Source organism: Brachybacterium sp. NBEC-018, from assembly GCF_024860185.1.
GTDB lineage: Bacteria > Actinomycetota > Actinomycetes > Actinomycetales > Dermabacteraceae > Brachybacterium > Brachybacterium rhamnosum.
On record NZ_CP100650.1, the window covers coordinates 951,062 to 966,189 of the forward strand.

The 15,128-nt window shown below is 74.1% G+C and carries 12 protein-coding genes; all 12 read left to right on the plus strand.

The window, feature by feature from the left end:
* Window positions 1-92 precede the first annotated feature (92 nt).
* The 12 genes from NLU66_RS04325 to NLU66_RS04380 are packed head-to-tail and all read left to right on the plus strand — an operon-like array spanning window position 93 to window position 15,123.
* Window positions 93-1,814: a polysaccharide biosynthesis tyrosine autokinase gene (locus NLU66_RS04325; RefSeq protein ID WP_259361713.1), complete on the plus strand. Its 1,722-nt coding sequence runs from the start codon at window positions 93-95 to the stop codon at window positions 1,812-1,814.
* Complete coding sequence (locus NLU66_RS04330) at window positions 1,814-2,770, plus strand: glycosyltransferase family 2 protein (RefSeq protein WP_259361714.1); 957 nt, start codon at window positions 1,814-1,816, stop codon at window positions 2,768-2,770. Before NLU66_RS04325 ends, NLU66_RS04330 begins: the two co-directional genes overlap by 1 nt.
* Window positions 2,767-3,813 carry a CgeB family protein gene (locus tag NLU66_RS04335; RefSeq protein WP_259361715.1) on the plus strand — a complete coding sequence of 349 codons (1,047 nt, stop codon included), beginning with the start codon at window positions 2,767-2,769 and terminating at the stop codon, window positions 3,811-3,813. Before NLU66_RS04330 ends, NLU66_RS04335 begins: the two co-directional genes overlap by 4 nt.
* The gene (locus NLU66_RS04340; RefSeq protein ID WP_259361716.1) at window positions 3,801-4,955 is read left to right on the plus strand and encodes a hypothetical protein; all 1,155 of its coding nucleotides are present in this window, start codon (window positions 3,801-3,803) and stop codon (window positions 4,953-4,955) included. Before NLU66_RS04335 ends, NLU66_RS04340 begins: the two co-directional genes overlap by 13 nt.
* Window positions 4,952-5,662 carry a cytidylyltransferase domain-containing protein gene (locus NLU66_RS04345; protein ID WP_259361717.1) on the plus strand — a complete coding sequence of 237 codons (711 nt, stop codon included), beginning with the start codon at window positions 4,952-4,954 and terminating at the stop codon, window positions 5,660-5,662. The genes NLU66_RS04340 and NLU66_RS04345 overlap by 4 nt, the downstream gene beginning before the upstream one ends.
* Window positions 5,659-7,905 (plus strand): N-acetylneuraminate synthase family protein, encoded by a 2,247-nt coding sequence (locus tag NLU66_RS04350; RefSeq protein ID WP_259361718.1) that lies wholly within the window; start codon window positions 5,659-5,661, stop codon window positions 7,903-7,905. Before NLU66_RS04345 ends, NLU66_RS04350 begins: the two co-directional genes overlap by 4 nt.
* Complete coding sequence (locus NLU66_RS04355; RefSeq protein WP_259361719.1) at window positions 7,896-8,996, plus strand: glycosyltransferase; 1,101 nt, start codon at window positions 7,896-7,898, stop codon at window positions 8,994-8,996. The genes NLU66_RS04350 and NLU66_RS04355 overlap by 10 nt, the downstream gene beginning before the upstream one ends.
* The gene (locus NLU66_RS04360) at window positions 8,993-10,141 is read left to right on the plus strand and encodes an ABC transporter permease (protein ID WP_259361720.1); all 1,149 of its coding nucleotides are present in this window, start codon (window positions 8,993-8,995) and stop codon (window positions 10,139-10,141) included. The genes NLU66_RS04355 and NLU66_RS04360 overlap by 4 nt, the downstream gene beginning before the upstream one ends.
* A complete protein-coding gene (locus NLU66_RS04365; RefSeq protein WP_259361721.1) occupies window positions 10,138-11,196 on the plus strand; it encodes a glycosyltransferase family 4 protein in 1,059 nt (352 codons plus the stop codon). Before NLU66_RS04360 ends, NLU66_RS04365 begins: the two co-directional genes overlap by 4 nt.
* Window positions 11,193-12,152 (plus strand): glycosyltransferase family 2 protein, encoded by a 960-nt coding sequence (locus NLU66_RS04370; protein WP_259361722.1) that lies wholly within the window; start codon window positions 11,193-11,195, stop codon window positions 12,150-12,152. Before NLU66_RS04365 ends, NLU66_RS04370 begins: the two co-directional genes overlap by 4 nt.
* Window positions 12,149-13,279 (plus strand): glycosyltransferase, encoded by a 1,131-nt coding sequence (locus NLU66_RS04375; protein WP_259361723.1) that lies wholly within the window; start codon window positions 12,149-12,151, stop codon window positions 13,277-13,279. The genes NLU66_RS04370 and NLU66_RS04375 overlap by 4 nt, the downstream gene beginning before the upstream one ends.
* Window positions 13,276-15,123: an ABC transporter ATP-binding protein gene (locus NLU66_RS04380; protein WP_259361724.1), complete on the plus strand. Its 1,848-nt coding sequence runs from the start codon at window positions 13,276-13,278 to the stop codon at window positions 15,121-15,123. The genes NLU66_RS04375 and NLU66_RS04380 overlap by 4 nt, the downstream gene beginning before the upstream one ends.
* Window positions 15,124-15,128: the final 5 nt, after the last annotated feature.

The following is a 15,128-nucleotide window of genomic DNA, read 5'->3' on the forward strand; positions in this document are numbered from 1 at the left end:
TCGGCAGCGCGAACCGGACGTATGGGATCAACTTCGCGCTGGAAGCACTACGATGACGGGGTCCTGACCCTGCCTGCGAGAAGGTTCTCCGCGTGACGATCGAAGACTTCCTCCGCCTCCTGTTGCGGAACCTGCTCCTGCTCATCGTGGTCACGGTCCTCGGGGCCGCGGCGGGCTTCGGGCTCTCCTTCACGCGTCCCACCGTGTACTCGGCGACGGCGCTCGGCTACGTCTCCGCGAGCGCGCAGACGGACGCCGACGGCAACGCCATCAGCCAGGCGAGCGGCAACATGGACTTCCAGTACTCCAAGGCGCAGTCCTACCTGCCGCTCTTCGGCACCCGCGCGGTGGGGGAGCGGATCGTGGGCGAGGTGGGCCTGGACCAGAGCCCGGACTCCGTCGCCGGCTCCCTGCAGGCGACGCTGGACCCGAACGCTCCGATCATCACCGTGACGGCCTTCGCGGGCGACCCGCAGCAGGCCTCCGACATCGCCGACGCCGCCGTCGAGGCGACCGCCGCGGAGGCCCGTGAGCTGGAGTCCGGCGGATCGGAGGACGCGCAGGTCTCGGTGCAGCTGACGCCGTACCAGAACGCCCTGGTCCCCGGCGCGCCGGTCTCCCCGGACCGCAAGAAGTACCTCGCGGCGGGCGCCGCCGGCGGCCTGCTGATCGCGCTCGGCCTCGCCTGGCTGCGCGATCGCAACGACTCGCGGATCCGCACCGCCAAGGACCTCACGGACAGCCTCGACCTCCCGCTGCTGGGCATGCTCCCGGACAGCAAGGAGATGCAGCGCGCGAAGAACGGCACGCTCGGCGAGCCGAAGGCCTTCGCGACGCGGGAGGCGATCCGCAAGCTCCGCACGAACCTGCGCTACATCGACGTGGACAACCCGCCCCGCTCGATCGTCGTCACCTCGAGCGCGCCCGGCGAGGGCAAGTCGACGGTCGCGGCGAACCTGGCCCGGGTCATGGCCCGCGCGGGCCAGCCCACGATCCTCGTCGACGCGGACCTCCGCCGCCCGATGATCGCCTCGGAGTTCGGGATCGACGGTGCGGTGGGCCTGTCGCAGCTGCTCGCCGGGAGTGTGAGCATCGAGGACGCCGTCGCGACCACCCCCACCCGCAACCTCACGGTGCTCCCTGCCGGCCAGGTCCCGCCGAACCCCTCGGAGCTCCTGGGCTCGCGGCGCATGAAGGAGCTCCTCGAGGAGCTCTCCCGCGACCACTTCGTCATCCTCGACGCCCCGCCGGTGCTCGCGGTCACCGACGCCCAGCTGCTCTCCCGTCACGCCGACGGCGCGATGCTCGTGGCCGTCGCCGGCACGACCCGCCGGCAGGCGCTCGAGCGCGCCGTCGAGGCGATCGGCACCGTGGGCGCGAAGGTCCACGGCGTGGTCCTCAACCGTGCCTCGGCGAGCCGTTTCACCCGCATCGCCTACGGCGACACCGCCTACGGGTACGCCTACGGCTACGGACGCAAGGGCTACGGGCTCACCGGGTACGGCGTCGAGACGGTGCCGGACGAGGGCGCGCTGGCGGAGGCCCCCGTGGTCGCCGCGGAGCCGGCCTCCGGCGCGGGTGCGACCGGGGCCGGGAGCTCCGCGGGCGCCGCCGCCGTCGCGGGCACGCCGGCATCGTCCGTCGCGCCGACGACCGACGGCGCCACGGCCGACGGGGCCACGACCGTCGGCACCGCCTCCGTCGTGGACGCCCCCGCCGAGGCCACCCCCGACGCCGCCGACGCGGCACGCCCCGCCGGGCGCGCGGCCCGCACCGCCCGGGGCCGCCGCGCGGCGGATCCCCGCGACTCCTGATGCCGCTCACCCGCCTCGGCGCGATCGTCCCCGTGCACGGGGACCTCGAGCCCGTCCTCCCGCTGCTGGACGCCCTCGCGGGTCCCGGCGTGCCCGAGGCGGAGCGGCCCGCACGGGTGCTGCTCGTCGACGACGCCTCACCGCGCCCCGTCCCGGGGGACTCCCTGCCCGCCGGGGTGGAGCTCGTGCGGCGCGAGCGCAACGGCGGCTTCGGCGCCGCGGTGAACACGGGCCTGCGCGCCCTGCGCGACGGTGAGGGCGGCAGCGCGATCGACACGGCGCTCGTGCTGAACTCGGACCTCACGATCCCCGCGGGCTTGGCCGCCGCGATCACCGAGCACGCGGCCCCGTGGATGCCGGCGGTCGTCGGCTGCCGCGCGGAGGATGCGGAGGGCCGCTCCGGGTACGCGGCGCGCCGCTTCCCGACCACCGGCCACCAGGTCGTCGAATGGCTCGTGCCGCTCGCCTCCCAGCGCCACCGGGACGTGCTGCACCGCGCCGTGGGCCACGACCTCGAGGCGGAGCGCGGCCACGGCATGGTCCCCGTGGACTGGGTCTCCGGCGCCGTGCTGCTGCTGCCGATCGCCGAGGTGCTCGCCGTGGGCGGCTTCGACGAGGGCTACTTCATGTACACCGAGGAGGTGGACCTCCAGCTGCGCCTGCGCCGCGCGGGGATCCCCTCCCTGCTCGACGCGGACCTCACCGTCGTGCACGCGGGCGGCGGCTCCTCCGGCGGGGAGGCGCGGCGGCGCCGCTGGCTCGTGGGCGCCCGCATGCGCTACGCGCGCCGCCACGGCCACGTGCACCTGCTGCGCGCCGGGCTCACGGCCGCGAGCATGGCGAACCTCGCCTGGAACTCCGGGCGTCGCTTCGCGGGGCGGGACGTGCATCCCCTCGACACGGCCCGCGAGGAGCTCGCGCTCGTGCACCGTGCCGGGAAGGACCTGCCCCGATGAGCGCGACCGCGCCCCACGGCGCCCGCAGCGACCGCCCCGGCCGGCTGCTGCTCGTCACCCCCGCCTTCCACGGCTACTGGCGCAGCATCGCCGAGGCCTTCGAGCGGCGCGGGCACACCGTCGCCGTCCACCGCTACGACGCCTACGACACCGTCGGCCAGAAGCTCCGCCTCAAGGCCACGGTCGAGCTGCCCGAGCGGCTGCACCTGCCCGGGGAGCGCCGCACCGCCGAGCGCGCCCGGATGACGGAGGCCGCGATCACCGCGCTGCGCGAACAGCGGCCGGACCGGGTCGTCGTCATCAAGGGCGACGGCCTGGACGGGCGCTTCTGGGACGCGCTCGAGGGGACCCCGCGGATCCTCTGGCTCTACGACGACCTCCACCGCCACGACCACACCGAGGACTTCCTGCGCGAGGTGGGCCCGGTCGTCGACTACGCCCGCTCCGAGACGGAGCTGCTGCGGGCCATGGGCGTGGACGCGCACTTCGTGCCCAACGCCTTCGACCCGCACCGCGCGCGGCCCACGGGCCGCCGCACCGGGGAGCTCGTGTTCATCGGCTCGGGCTACGCGAACCGCATCGAGATCCTCACCCGCCTCGCCGAGCAGGGCCTGCCCGTGCACGCCTGGGGCCGCGATTTCTCCCGCCACGTCGTGGACCGGGCGCGCACGTTCTCCTGGTCGCGGCCGCCGATCCGGGCCTCCCGCGAGGTGCCGCTCGAGCGGGCGTACCAGATCCACGCCGAGGGGGCCGCCGCGATCGCCGTGCACGGCCTGCAGAACGGGCACGCGATGCGCACCTTCGAGATCCCCGGCATGGGCGGGGTGCAGCTCGTGGACCGCGACGACGTCGACCAGTTCTACGACGTGGGCACCGAGGTCGCCGTGTGGCACGATCAGGACGAGCTGGCCGAGCTGGGACGGCGCGCCGTCACGGACCGGGCATGGGGCGAGGCGATGCGCGAGGCAGGACGGCGTCGGACCCTCGCCGAGCACACCTTCGATCACCGGATCCAGGAGGTCGACTCCCTGTGGCAGGACTGAACCACCCCGAGAGCATCGAGATGTGGGAGGCGTGGTCGCGATCGCGCCGCCGCCCGCAGCGCCTCAAGCACGCCGTCACCGAGCGGGCCCGTGGCCTGCGCCGCCGCCCCGGATCCCCCGAGGCCGAGCAGCCCAGGGTCCCCGAGGAGCTGCCGTGGGTGCTGCGCTCCCGCGCCGCGGACCCCTCCGACGTCGCGGGGGACGGGGCCGACGGCGGGACCGACCCTGGGAGCACGGACCGACGGATCCTCGTCGCCGCGGACTCCTCGACCCCCACCTCCCGCGCCTCCCTGCTGAGCGGGCTGCTCTACCACCGCGCCGGGATCGACGTGCTCACCCCCGCCGGGGTGCACCTGCCGGAGACCGAGGGCCCGGAGTGGGAGACCCGCGCCCTGCGCAGCCCCGAGGAGGCCGTCGGCCCCGCGACCGGGGCGATCGTCTCGATCGGCCAGCACCTGCGGGCCGGCGCCGCCGCGCACGAGCTCGCGCGCCGCCACGACCTGCCCGAGTTCGTCGTCCAGCACGGGGCGCTCACGCCCTTCGCCCCGCCGCTGCCGGAGGGGGCGACCCTGCTCGCCTGGTCCGATGCGGACGCCGAGTTCTGGCGCAGCGGGCGCAGCGACGTCACCACGCGGACCGTCGGCTCCCAGCTGCTGTGGCAGTCCGCGCACGAGGCGGAGGCGCAGCCGCAGGACGTCGATGCCGTCATGGACGCGCAGCGACCTGTGTTCCTCGGCCAGCTGCACGGCGCGGAGCTGTCCCGCCGCGTGACCGGCGGCGCCGCCGTGCGCTTCTGCCGCGAGCACGACGGCCTGTACCGGCCCCACCCCGCGGAGGTGGACATGATCTCCCGCGCCCAGCACCGCCTGTGGCAGCGGCGCGGCATGGAGTTCGCGAGCACCGACGTGCCCCTGCGGGAGCTCGCCCACCCCGTGGTCTCCGTGTTCTCCACCGGCGTGCTCGAGGCCGCCGCCCGCGGCAGCCGTGCCTGGGTGTACGCGCCCGGGGCGCCCGGCTGGGTGCACGAGCTGTGGGAGCGCTACGACATGCGGCGCTTCGGCGGGGAGCCGACGCCCTCGCCCGTGCGCGACGCCGAGGAGCCCGCCTCCCGCATCGTCCAGGTGCTCGAGGAGGCCCTGTGACCGCGCTCGTCGTGATCCCCGCGCGCGGCGGCTCCAAGGGCATCCCGCGCAAGAACCTGCTGCCCGTGGGCGGGAAGCCGCTCATCGCGTGGACCATCGCACAGGCCCTCGAGGCGCAGGAGGACGGCGCCGAGGTGATCGTCGCGGTCTCCACCGAGGACGCCGAGATCGCCGAGGTCGCCGCCGCCCACGGCGCCCTCGTCATCGAGCGGCCTGCGGAGCTCGCCACGGACACCGCGCCGACGGAGCCCACCGTGCTGCACGCGATGGACGTGATCGAGGCGGAGGGGACCGTGCTCGACGCGGTCGTGCTGCTCCAGGCGACCTCGCCCGTGCGCCGCCCGCACACGATCCCGCGCGCCCTCGCGCAGTTCCGCGCCTCGGGGGCGGACTCCCTCGTCGGCGTCGTCGGCGAGTCGCCGTTCTTCTGGCGGCTGCCGTCGGCCCCGGGGGAGAGCGCACAGGCGGCGTACGACGTCACCGCGCGGCCCCGCCGGCAGGAGCTGCGCCCCGAGCAGCTGCACTACTTCGAGAACGGCAGCCTGTACGTCACGGCGCCGTCGATCTACCGCGACCACGGCAACCGCATCGGCGGCCGGGTCGATCTCTTCGTGCTCGACGAGGTGGAGGGCGTGGACATCGACACCCTGGCCGACGTCGCCGCCGCGGAGAGCATGCTCGCCCGCCTCGGATGGAGGACCGAATGATCCTGGACCGCGTGACCGCCCCCTACGTCGTGGACGCCGAGGCCACGGTGCTCGAGGCGCTCGGCCGCATCAACGACAACCGCGCGCGCGTGGTGTTCCTCGTGGACGCCCACGGCACGCTGCGCGGCGCCCTCAGCGACGGCGACGTGCGCCGCTGGCTCGTGGGGCACACGAGCCCGGACCTCGCCACGCCCGCGATCGAGGCGGCGAACACCTCCGCCGTCTCCGTGCGCGAGGGCACCGCGGTCGAGGAGATCACCGCGCTGTTCGGCCGCGGCATCGACCGCATCCCCGTCGTCGACGAGCGCGGCCGGCTCGTGGCCGTCGCGATCCCCGGGGACCGCACGCTGCGGATCGGCCGGCGCACCCTCGGCGAGGGGCGGCCCGCGCTGGTCATCGGCGAGATCGGGAACAACCACCAGGGCGACGTGGACCTCGCCCGTACGCTCGTGGACCGCTGCGTCGAGGCGGGCGTGGACGCCGTGAAGTTCCAGCTGCGGGACATGGCCTCCCTGTACCGCTCGGGCAGCTCCTCGAGCGCGGGGGAGGACCTGGGCCCGCAGTACACGATGAACCTGCTGGCGAAGTACTCCCTCTCCGTGGAGGACATGTACCGGGTGTTCGACCACTGCGCCGAGCGGGACGTCGACGTGCTGTGCACCCCGTGGGACGTGCCCTCCGCGGACGCTCTCGCCCGCTACGGCATCCCCGCCTACAAGATCGCCTCCGCGGACCTCACGAACCACGACCTGCTCGCGCACGTCGCGGATCTCGGCGCGCCGATGATCGTCTCCACCGGCATGAGCACCGAGCAGGAGATCACGGGCGCCGTGGGCGTGCTGCGCGGCCACGGGGCGCCGTTCGCGCTCCTGCAGACCCAGTCCACGTACCCCGCGCCCTTCAAGGACGTGAACCTGCGCTACATGGACCGCCTCGCGGAGCTCGGCGACTGCCTCGTCGGCTACTCGGGTCACGAGCGCGGCTGGCACGTGCCGCTCGCCGCCGTCGCCCGCGGGGCCAGCATCATCGAGAAGCACGTGACCGTGGACCGCACCCTCGAGGGCAACGACCACAAGGTCTCCCTGCTGCCGGACGAGCTCGCCGAGATGGTGCGCCGCATCCGCGAGGTCGAGGAGGCCCTGGGCAGCGACCGCCCGCGCGAGCTCTCCACCGGTGAGCTCATGAACCGCGTGAACCTCGCGAAGTCCCTCGTCGCGACCCGGGACCTGCGCCCCGGGGACGTGGTCACCGCGGCCGACGTCGACGTGAAGAGCCCCGGCCGCGGCCTCCAGCCCGACCGCCGCGACGCCCTGCTGGGCGTGACCCTGCAGCGTGACGTGCCCGCCGGCGACTTCTTCTACCCCGGCGACCTCGCCGGCCGCCCCCGCACCCGCGGCGCGTACGACTTCCGCCGCCCGTGGGGTCTGCCCGTGCGCTTCCACGACTTCCGCTCGCTGCTGGAGGTCTCCACCCCGGACTTCCTCGAGTTCCACCAGTCCGCGAAGGACATGGACCTCGACCCGGCGCCGTTCTTCACCGGCGGGAAGGTCGACGGCTTCTTCACCGTCCACGCCCCGGACCTGTACCCCGGGGACTTCCTCATCGACCTCGCCTCCCCGGACGACGCGATCTGGGAGCGCTCCGTGCGCGAGGTCCAGCGGGTCGTCGACCTCGCCCGTGACCTGCGCGAGCACTTCACGAGCGAGCGCGAGCCGATCGTCATCGTCACCATGGGCGGCTTCCTCCCGGACCGCCACCTGCGGCCCGAGGAGCGCGCGCCCCTGTACGAGCGCGTGGCCCGCGGCCTCGAGCGGGTCGACGAGGAGGGCGTGCGGCTCACCGCGCAGACCCTCCCGCCGTTCCCGTGGCTCATGGGCGGCCAGCAGTACCACAACCTGTTCATGGAGCCGGAGGACACGGTCGCCTTCTGCGAGGAGCACGGGCGCCGCCTCACCTTCGACGTCTCCCACTCCAAGCTCGCCGCGAACTTCTTCCAGCGCCCCTTCAGCGAGTACATCGAGGCGATGGGCCTGTACACCGAGCACCTGCACATCGTCGACTCGATCGGCGTGGACGGCGAGGGCGTCCAGGTGGGCGAGGGCGAGGTCGACTTCCAGGACCTCGCCGAGCGCATGGACCGCCTCGCCCCGGATGCCCCGTTCATCCCCGAGATCTGGATGGGCCACGTGAACACCGGCGAGGGCTTCTTCACGGCCCTGGATCGGCTGCAGGAATGGTTCTGACTTCCCCGGGCGGGCACGGCGCCGCCGGCGCGGTGACGGCCCTGTGGTGCGTCCCCGTCGCGGAGCGCGGGGGCGTGGCCCGCCACGTCCTCGACGCGACGAGCGCCGGGGTGCCCGGCACCCGCGTCGTCGTGCTGTGCCCCGAGGGGCCGCTCGCCGCGGAGCTCCGTGCGCGCGGGCAGGCGGTGCTCACCGGTCCCGTCTCCCCGGCCGACGGCCCCCGCGCCGCCGTCGCCGCGATCCGACGCACCCTGCGCGCGCTCCGACCGGACGTCCTGCACACCCACCTCGCCTTCGCGGACCTCACCGGGGTCGCCGCCGTGCGCGGTCTGCGCTCCGCACGGGGCCGGCGCATCCGCCTCGTCACCACCGAGCACGGCATCTCCGGGGTGGCCGGCTACTACCAGTCCGGCCGCGCCTCCGCGACGGCCAAGGCGCTCGCGCACCGCGCCCGCCTGCGCGCCACCGACGCCGTCATCGCCGTGAGCTCCTCGACCGCCCAGCAGCTGCGCGAGCAGTGGGGCGCGCAGCGGATCCGCGTGATCCGCAACGGGGTCGACGCCCCCGCCGTGGCGCCCGCCCCCGCGCCGGGGCTGCGGGTGCTGTCCCTCGCCCGGCTCTCCCCGGAGAAGCGGATCGACGCGCTCCTGCGCGCCTTCGCCCTCGTCGCCGCCGAGCACGAGCAGGCGACGCTCACGATCGCCGGCGCCGGCCCCGAGGAGCAGACCCTGCGCGCCCTCGTCGAGGAGCTCGGGCTCACCGGCCGCGTGGACCTGCCCGGGCACCTCGACGCCGAGCAGGCGCTCGTCCGGCACGACGTCGTCGCCCAGCTCTCCGTGTGGGAGAACCTCTCCTACACGCTGCTGGACGCTGTCGCCCACGGGCTCGGAGCGGTCGCGACGGACGTCGGCGGCAATGCCGAGATCGTCCCGCCCGCGTGCCTCGTCGACGCGGAGGACCCGGCCGACGTCGCCGCGGCGATCGTGCGCCAGGGCCTCGACCCCGCGGCACGGCCCGTCCCGGGCACCGCCCAGGGCGTCGAGGCGATGTGCGCGGGCATCGCGACGGTCTACGGGGAGGTGCTGCGATGAGGGACGTGAAGCTGCTCGACTACCTGCTCGGGTTCCTCCTCGTGGGCATCGGCCTGGCCCCGCTGCCGCAGGTCGGCTTCCCGCTGGACAACCTGGTGGTCGCCGCGCTCGTGGCCCTCGGCCTGCTGCGCAACCCGCAGCACCGGCTGGGCCGCTACGAGCTGCTCGTGCCGCTCTGCCTGGTGGCGCTGTTCTACCTGGGCGTGCACTCGATGTTCGCGGTCGCGAGCCCCGGCGCGGCGGACTGGCAGACCCGCCTGCTGCGGTTCATGGCGATCTCCCTGCTCGTGCTCGTCGTGGGCACCGGACGCATCGACGGGCGCTCCCTCGTGTACGGCGTCGCGACGACCCTGCTGCTCAACGTGCCCCTGTTCTACGCGGGCATCGTGCCGTCCCCGTACGGGAGCTACCTCACGGGACTCGTGGGGGACAAGAACGTCGCGGGCCTCGCCTACGCGGTGATCGGCCTGCTCGTCATGCTCTACGTGCGCTCGACCCCGTGGCGGGTGACCTGGGGGCTCGTCTTCGCCGCCTGCCTGTGGCTCACCGGCTCCCGCACCTCGATCACGGCCTTCGGCGCCGCGATCGTGTGGGCGCTGCTCGCGCCGAGGCTCCCGGTGATCGGGCGCTGGGTGCTCGGCGTGGTCACCGTGGTCACCGTGGACCTGCTCTCGGAGGACTACTCCCGGATCGGCGTGTTCTCGAACCGTGAGGGCAGCGATCAGCTGCGGGCCCGCATCGATGCGGCGTCCGAGGTGAAGGTGCAGGACGCCGGGTTCTGGGGGAAGGGCCTCGGCGAGGCCTTTGTCGATCTGCAGGACCGCACCTGGTTCTTCCACAACTCGTACTGGACCGCCCTCGTCGAGGGCGGCTGGCCCTGGCTCGTGGTCGTCGTGGGCGTCACGGTGCTGATCATCGTGCGGCCGTTCACGAAGATCGCCACGGCGCGGCAGTTCTTCATCCAGGGCGTGGGCGTCGCGATCCTCATCTGCGCATGGCGCCTCGGCGAGGTCTTCATGACCACGTACTGGGCGATCGCCATGGGTGTCGCGCTCCAGCAGCTGCTCGCGAACCAGCAGCCCAGGGAGGGCGAGGTGGAGATGTCGTCGCCGGAGGCCCGGCGCGGCGGAGGGGTGAGCGCGTGAACCCGACCGCCCTCGCGATCGCCACGAACAACGGGGACCTCGGCGGCGGGGAGATCATGCTGCTGCGGATCGCCCGGGCGCTCCGTGCGCTCGGCGTGGAGCCGCTCGTCCTCACGTCGTCGACGCCGGGTGACCTGGCCGCTGCTGCGCGGGAGGAGGGCCTCGCCGTCACGGAGCTCGAGTGCCGCGGCCGACGGGGCTACGCGGCGGCGCTCCTGCGCTGGCGCCTCGCGCACCGGGACCTCCCGCTGTGGTGCAACGGGCTGCTCCCCGCGACCGCGACGGCAGGGATCGGCCCGCGGATCGTGCACCTGCACCGCGTGCCCTCCAGCCGCGGGCAGCGGGCCGCCGCCCGCCTCGCCGCCGTCGGAGCACGGCAGGTGGTCGTCCCTTCGGAGCTGCTCGCGCGCCTGATTCCGGGTGCCCGGGTGCTGCCCAACTGGACCGACGACCTCACCCTGCGGGCCGACGCGCCCCTGCACGTCCCCGCACGGATCGGATTCCTGGGCCGGCTCACCGAGGAGAAGGGGGCGGACGTGCTCGCCCGCGCCGTCGAGATCCTGCTCGAGCAGGGCAGGGACCTGCGTCTCGTGGTCGCGGGAGAGGCGCGCTTCGCCGCGGACGGCGACGGTGCCGCGCAGGCCCTCGCCCGGCTCGGGGACCGGGTCGAGCTGCTCGGCTGGACCTCCCCCCAGGAGCTCCTGGACCAGGTGGACGTCGCCGCCTTCCCCTCGGTGGTGCCGGAGAGCTTCGGCATGGTCGCCGCGGAGGCGATGGGGGCGGGCACGCCCTTCGTGGTCTCCGACGCCGGCGCCCTGCCCGAGGTCGTGGGCACCGGCCACCCCTATGTGGCCCGTGCCGGCGACGCCGAGGACCTCGCGCGGCAGATCGCCCGCGCGCTCGACGCCTCCGAGGACGAGCAGCGCACCGCCACCTCCGCCGCTCGGAGCCGCTGGGAGCAGCGCTACTCGCCGGCCGCCGGCAGGGACCGGGTGCGGGCGCTGCTGCGCGCCTGCGGCGCCCCGTTCCCCGTCCCGCAGGAGAAGCAGGCATGACCGCCGGGCCCGATCCCGTCGCCTCGATCGTCGTCCCCAGCTACCGCGGGGTCGATCGCCTGCCCGCGCTCCTGGACTCCCTCGCCGCGCAGCAGGAGGGCACCCCGCCCTTCGAGGTGATCGTCGTGGTGGACGGCGTGGACGACGGCTCCGTCGCGCTGCTCGAGGCGGAGCGGCGCCTCACGCTGCGATCGATCCTCCTCCCGGAGAACCGCGGCCGCGTCACGGCCCTGAACACGGGTTTCGAGGCCGCCCGCGGGGAGGTGCTGATCCGCTGCGACGACGATCTCGTCGTCCCGCCCACGTACGTCGTCGCCCACATGGAGGCGCACCCCGCCGGCGAGAGCGTCGGCGTCGTCGGCCTGACGCGGGACGTGCACCAGCCCTCGCCCTACGCCCGCGCCTACGGCGAGGACGCGGCCGCACGGTCCTCCGCCGGCGCCCTCGCCCGCCCCGCGGGCGAGCGGTGGAGGCTCTGGGCGGCGAGCTGCTCGATCAGCCGCTCCACCTGGGAGCGCATCGGCCGCTACGATCTGCGCTACCGCGCCTACGGCTGGGAGGACATCGACTACGGGTACCGCCTGCACCACGCCGGCATCCCGATCCTGCTCGCGCCGGGGGCGACCGCCGAGCACCACGGCCCTGCCCGCACTGCCGCCGCGCGCGCCCGCAAGGCCTTCGAATCCGGCGCCGCCCGGGCGACCTTCCTCCACCTCCACCCCGAGGCCCCGCTCCCCGCGCCGAGCGCCGGCCACGGCCCCTGGGGGGCCGCCGTCCGCGTGACCGCGCGCGGCCTCACCTCCGCCCGTGCCGCCGAGCGCGCCGGCACGATCGCGGACCGTCTGCTGCCCCGCGTCCCCGTCCCCGTGGGACGCAAGCTCGTGGCTCTGGCCGTCGAGGCGGCGGGCCTCGCCGGCACCCGCACCGGATCACGCGAGACAGGAGCGACCTCATGAGCAGCCCGCGCATCGCGATCGCCCACGACTACCTCACCCAGCGCGGCGGCGCCGAGCGGGTCGTGCTGTCCCTCGCCCGGGCCTTCCCCGAGGCGCGCATCCACACGCACTTCTACGCCCCGGAGCAGACGTACCCCGAGTTCCGCGACATGGACATCCGCACCGGCCCGCTGAACCGGATCGGGCCGCTGCGGCGGGACCCGCGGCTCGCGCTGCCCCTGCTGGCGCCCGCCTCCGCCGCGCTGCGCATCGACGCGGACGTCGTCATCGCCTCCTCCTCCGGGTGGGCGCACGCCTTCCCCACGCAGGGCCGGCGCATCGTCTACTGCCACTCACCCGCGCGCTGGCTCTACCTGCCGGAGGACTACCTCGGGGACGCCGGCCACTGGGACCCCAAGCGCCTTGCCCTGACCGCCCTCACCCCGGTGCTCACGCCCTGGGATCGCCGGGCCGCCGCGAAGGGGGACGTCTACCTCGCGAACTCCACCGTGGTCCAGGAGCGGATCCGGCAGGTCTACGGCCGCGAGGCGGAGATCCTGTTCCCGCCGTTCAGCCCGGACCTCGTGGACGGCGTGCAGGAGCCGATCCCCGCGCTCGCCGGCTGGGCGGGGGAGGACGGCGCGGCCGGCGGCCACCACCTCGTGGTCTCCCGTCTCCAGCCCTACAAGCACGTCGACGCCGTCATCCGGGCCTTCGACGCCCTCCCGCAGGAGCGACTGCTCGTGATCGGCCGCGGCCCCGAGCGGGACCGCCTCCACGCCCTCGCCGGCCCGAACGTGCGGCTTGTCGAGGGGCTCTCCGACGCGCAGATGCGCTGGGCCTACGCTCACGCCCGGGATCTGATCGCCGCGAGCCACGAGGACTTCGGCCTCACCCCGCTCGAGGCCGGCGCCCACGGCGTGCCCACGCTCGCCCTCCGGGCCGGCGGCTACCTCGACACCGTCCGCGAGGGCGTGAGCGGATTGTTCTTCGACCGCGCCGAGCCGGAGGCGATCGCCGCCGCCGTCGGCCGATCGGTGGATGCGGACTGGGACCCGGAGCGGATCCGCGAGCACGCCGGAAAGTTCGCAGAAGACAGGTTCGCCGACCGGCTGCACGAGATGATCCCGACAAGGAGTGAGGCATGACGCCCGCGAGCGAGAACCCCCGCGAGCCGGCCGGGAAGGGCGGTTCCCTCCGCACGCTCCTGGGGCTCCTGGACCGGCCGAGCCGCGTGCGCCTGGCGCTCGCCGCCGTCGTCTCCGGACTTCTGGCGCTGCTCGAGACCGTCGCGATCGTCATGGTGCTGCCGCTCGTCAGCATCGCCACCGGCGCCCCCCTGGACGAGGGCGTGGTGGGCACGGTCTGGCGACTGCTGGGCGAGCCCGAGCGCGGAGCGTTCGGGCTGATGCTGGTGATCGTCGTCGTGTGCCTCTTCATCGCGAAGGACGTGCTCGCGATGGTCTTCGCCTGGTGGCAGTCCGGATTCGTGGCGGCGAAGCGGGTCGAGATGTCGACGGCGCTCTTCCGAGGATTCCTCCGGGAGCCCTTCGCCGAGTTCCGGCACCGGAACATCGGCGAGGCCATGCGCACGATGAGCGCGGCCGTGGGCCAGGTGTTCTCCTCCGTCAACGCGATCATCACCTTCGTCGCCGCCGGCCTCACCGTCCTGGCGATCATGGCCGCGCTGCTCGTGACGACGCCGCTGCAGGCCCTCCTGGCGATCGCCTACTTCGGGATCGCCGCGCTGCTCTACCTCCGCGTGGTCCGCCCCCGTGTCAACTCCGTGGGGGACGCGATCCTCGAGGGGTCCCGCGAGTGGACGATCGCCGGGATGCAGGGCCTCCAGGGCTTCAAGGAGGTCAAGCTCCGCCACTCCGCCGGGTACTTCGTGGACCGCTACCGGGACGGACTCTCCACGAACGAGTACGCCGCGAGGGAGGGCAACTTCTTCAGCTCGATCACGAAGTACCTGCTCGAGATCCTGTTCATCCTCGGGGTGGGCGCCCTGCTCCTCCAGAGCTTCGCGACCGGGTCCGCCGGAGCGGCCGTGGGCTCCCTCGCCGTCTTCGTCGCGGCGGGCTTCCGCCTCCTGCCGAACATCTCAGGGCTCGTGGCCGCGGTGAACACCTTCCGCATGGGCAGCTCGTCCATCGACCTCGTCGCCCGCGAGCTCTCCGCGTCGGCGGGCCGGGCGGAGCCCACCCCTGCCGGCTCGGAGCCGATCCGCTTCGAGGAGGAGCTCCGGATTGAGGACCTCCGCTTCCGCTACCCCGGTGCGACGGAGGACGTCCTCCGGGGGATCGACCTGGTGATCCAGAAGGGCAGCTCGATCGCCTTCGTCGGCTCCTCCGGTGCCGGGAAGACCACCCTCGTCGACGTGATGCTGGGACTGCTCGAGCCCTGCTCGGGCCGGCTCCTCGCGGACGGCACGGATCTGGCGCCGCGCATCGAGGACTGGCAGCGGGCCTGCGCGATGGTGGCGCAGGACGTCTTCGTCGCCGAGAACACCGTGCGCAAGAACGTCCTCTTCGACGTCGCGCCCGAGGAGGCGGACCAGGAACGGCTCCAGGAGGCCGTCGGGAGGGCGCAGCTCCAGGACGTCGTGGACGCGCTCCCGGGCGGTCTCGACGGCGACGTCGGCGACTGGGGCGCGCGGCTCTCCGGGGGGCAGCGGCAGCGGATCGGCATCGCCCGTGCCCTGTACCGCCGGCCCTCCCTGCTGGTGCTCGACGAGGCGACCTCCGCCCTGGACAACGAGACCGAGCGGCGGATCACCGAGACGATCGAGAGCCTGCACGGCGAGGTGACCGTCGTCGTCGTCGCGCACCGGCTCTCCACGGTGCGCGGCGTGGATACGGTCGCGTACCTCGAGGACGGGAAGGTCTCCGCGGCGGGGTCCTTCGACGATCTCCGCGATCGCAGCCCGGGCTTCCGGCGACTGGTCGAGCTCGGTGACCTGGGCGGGGAGGGCGGAGTGCCCGCAACCTGACCCCT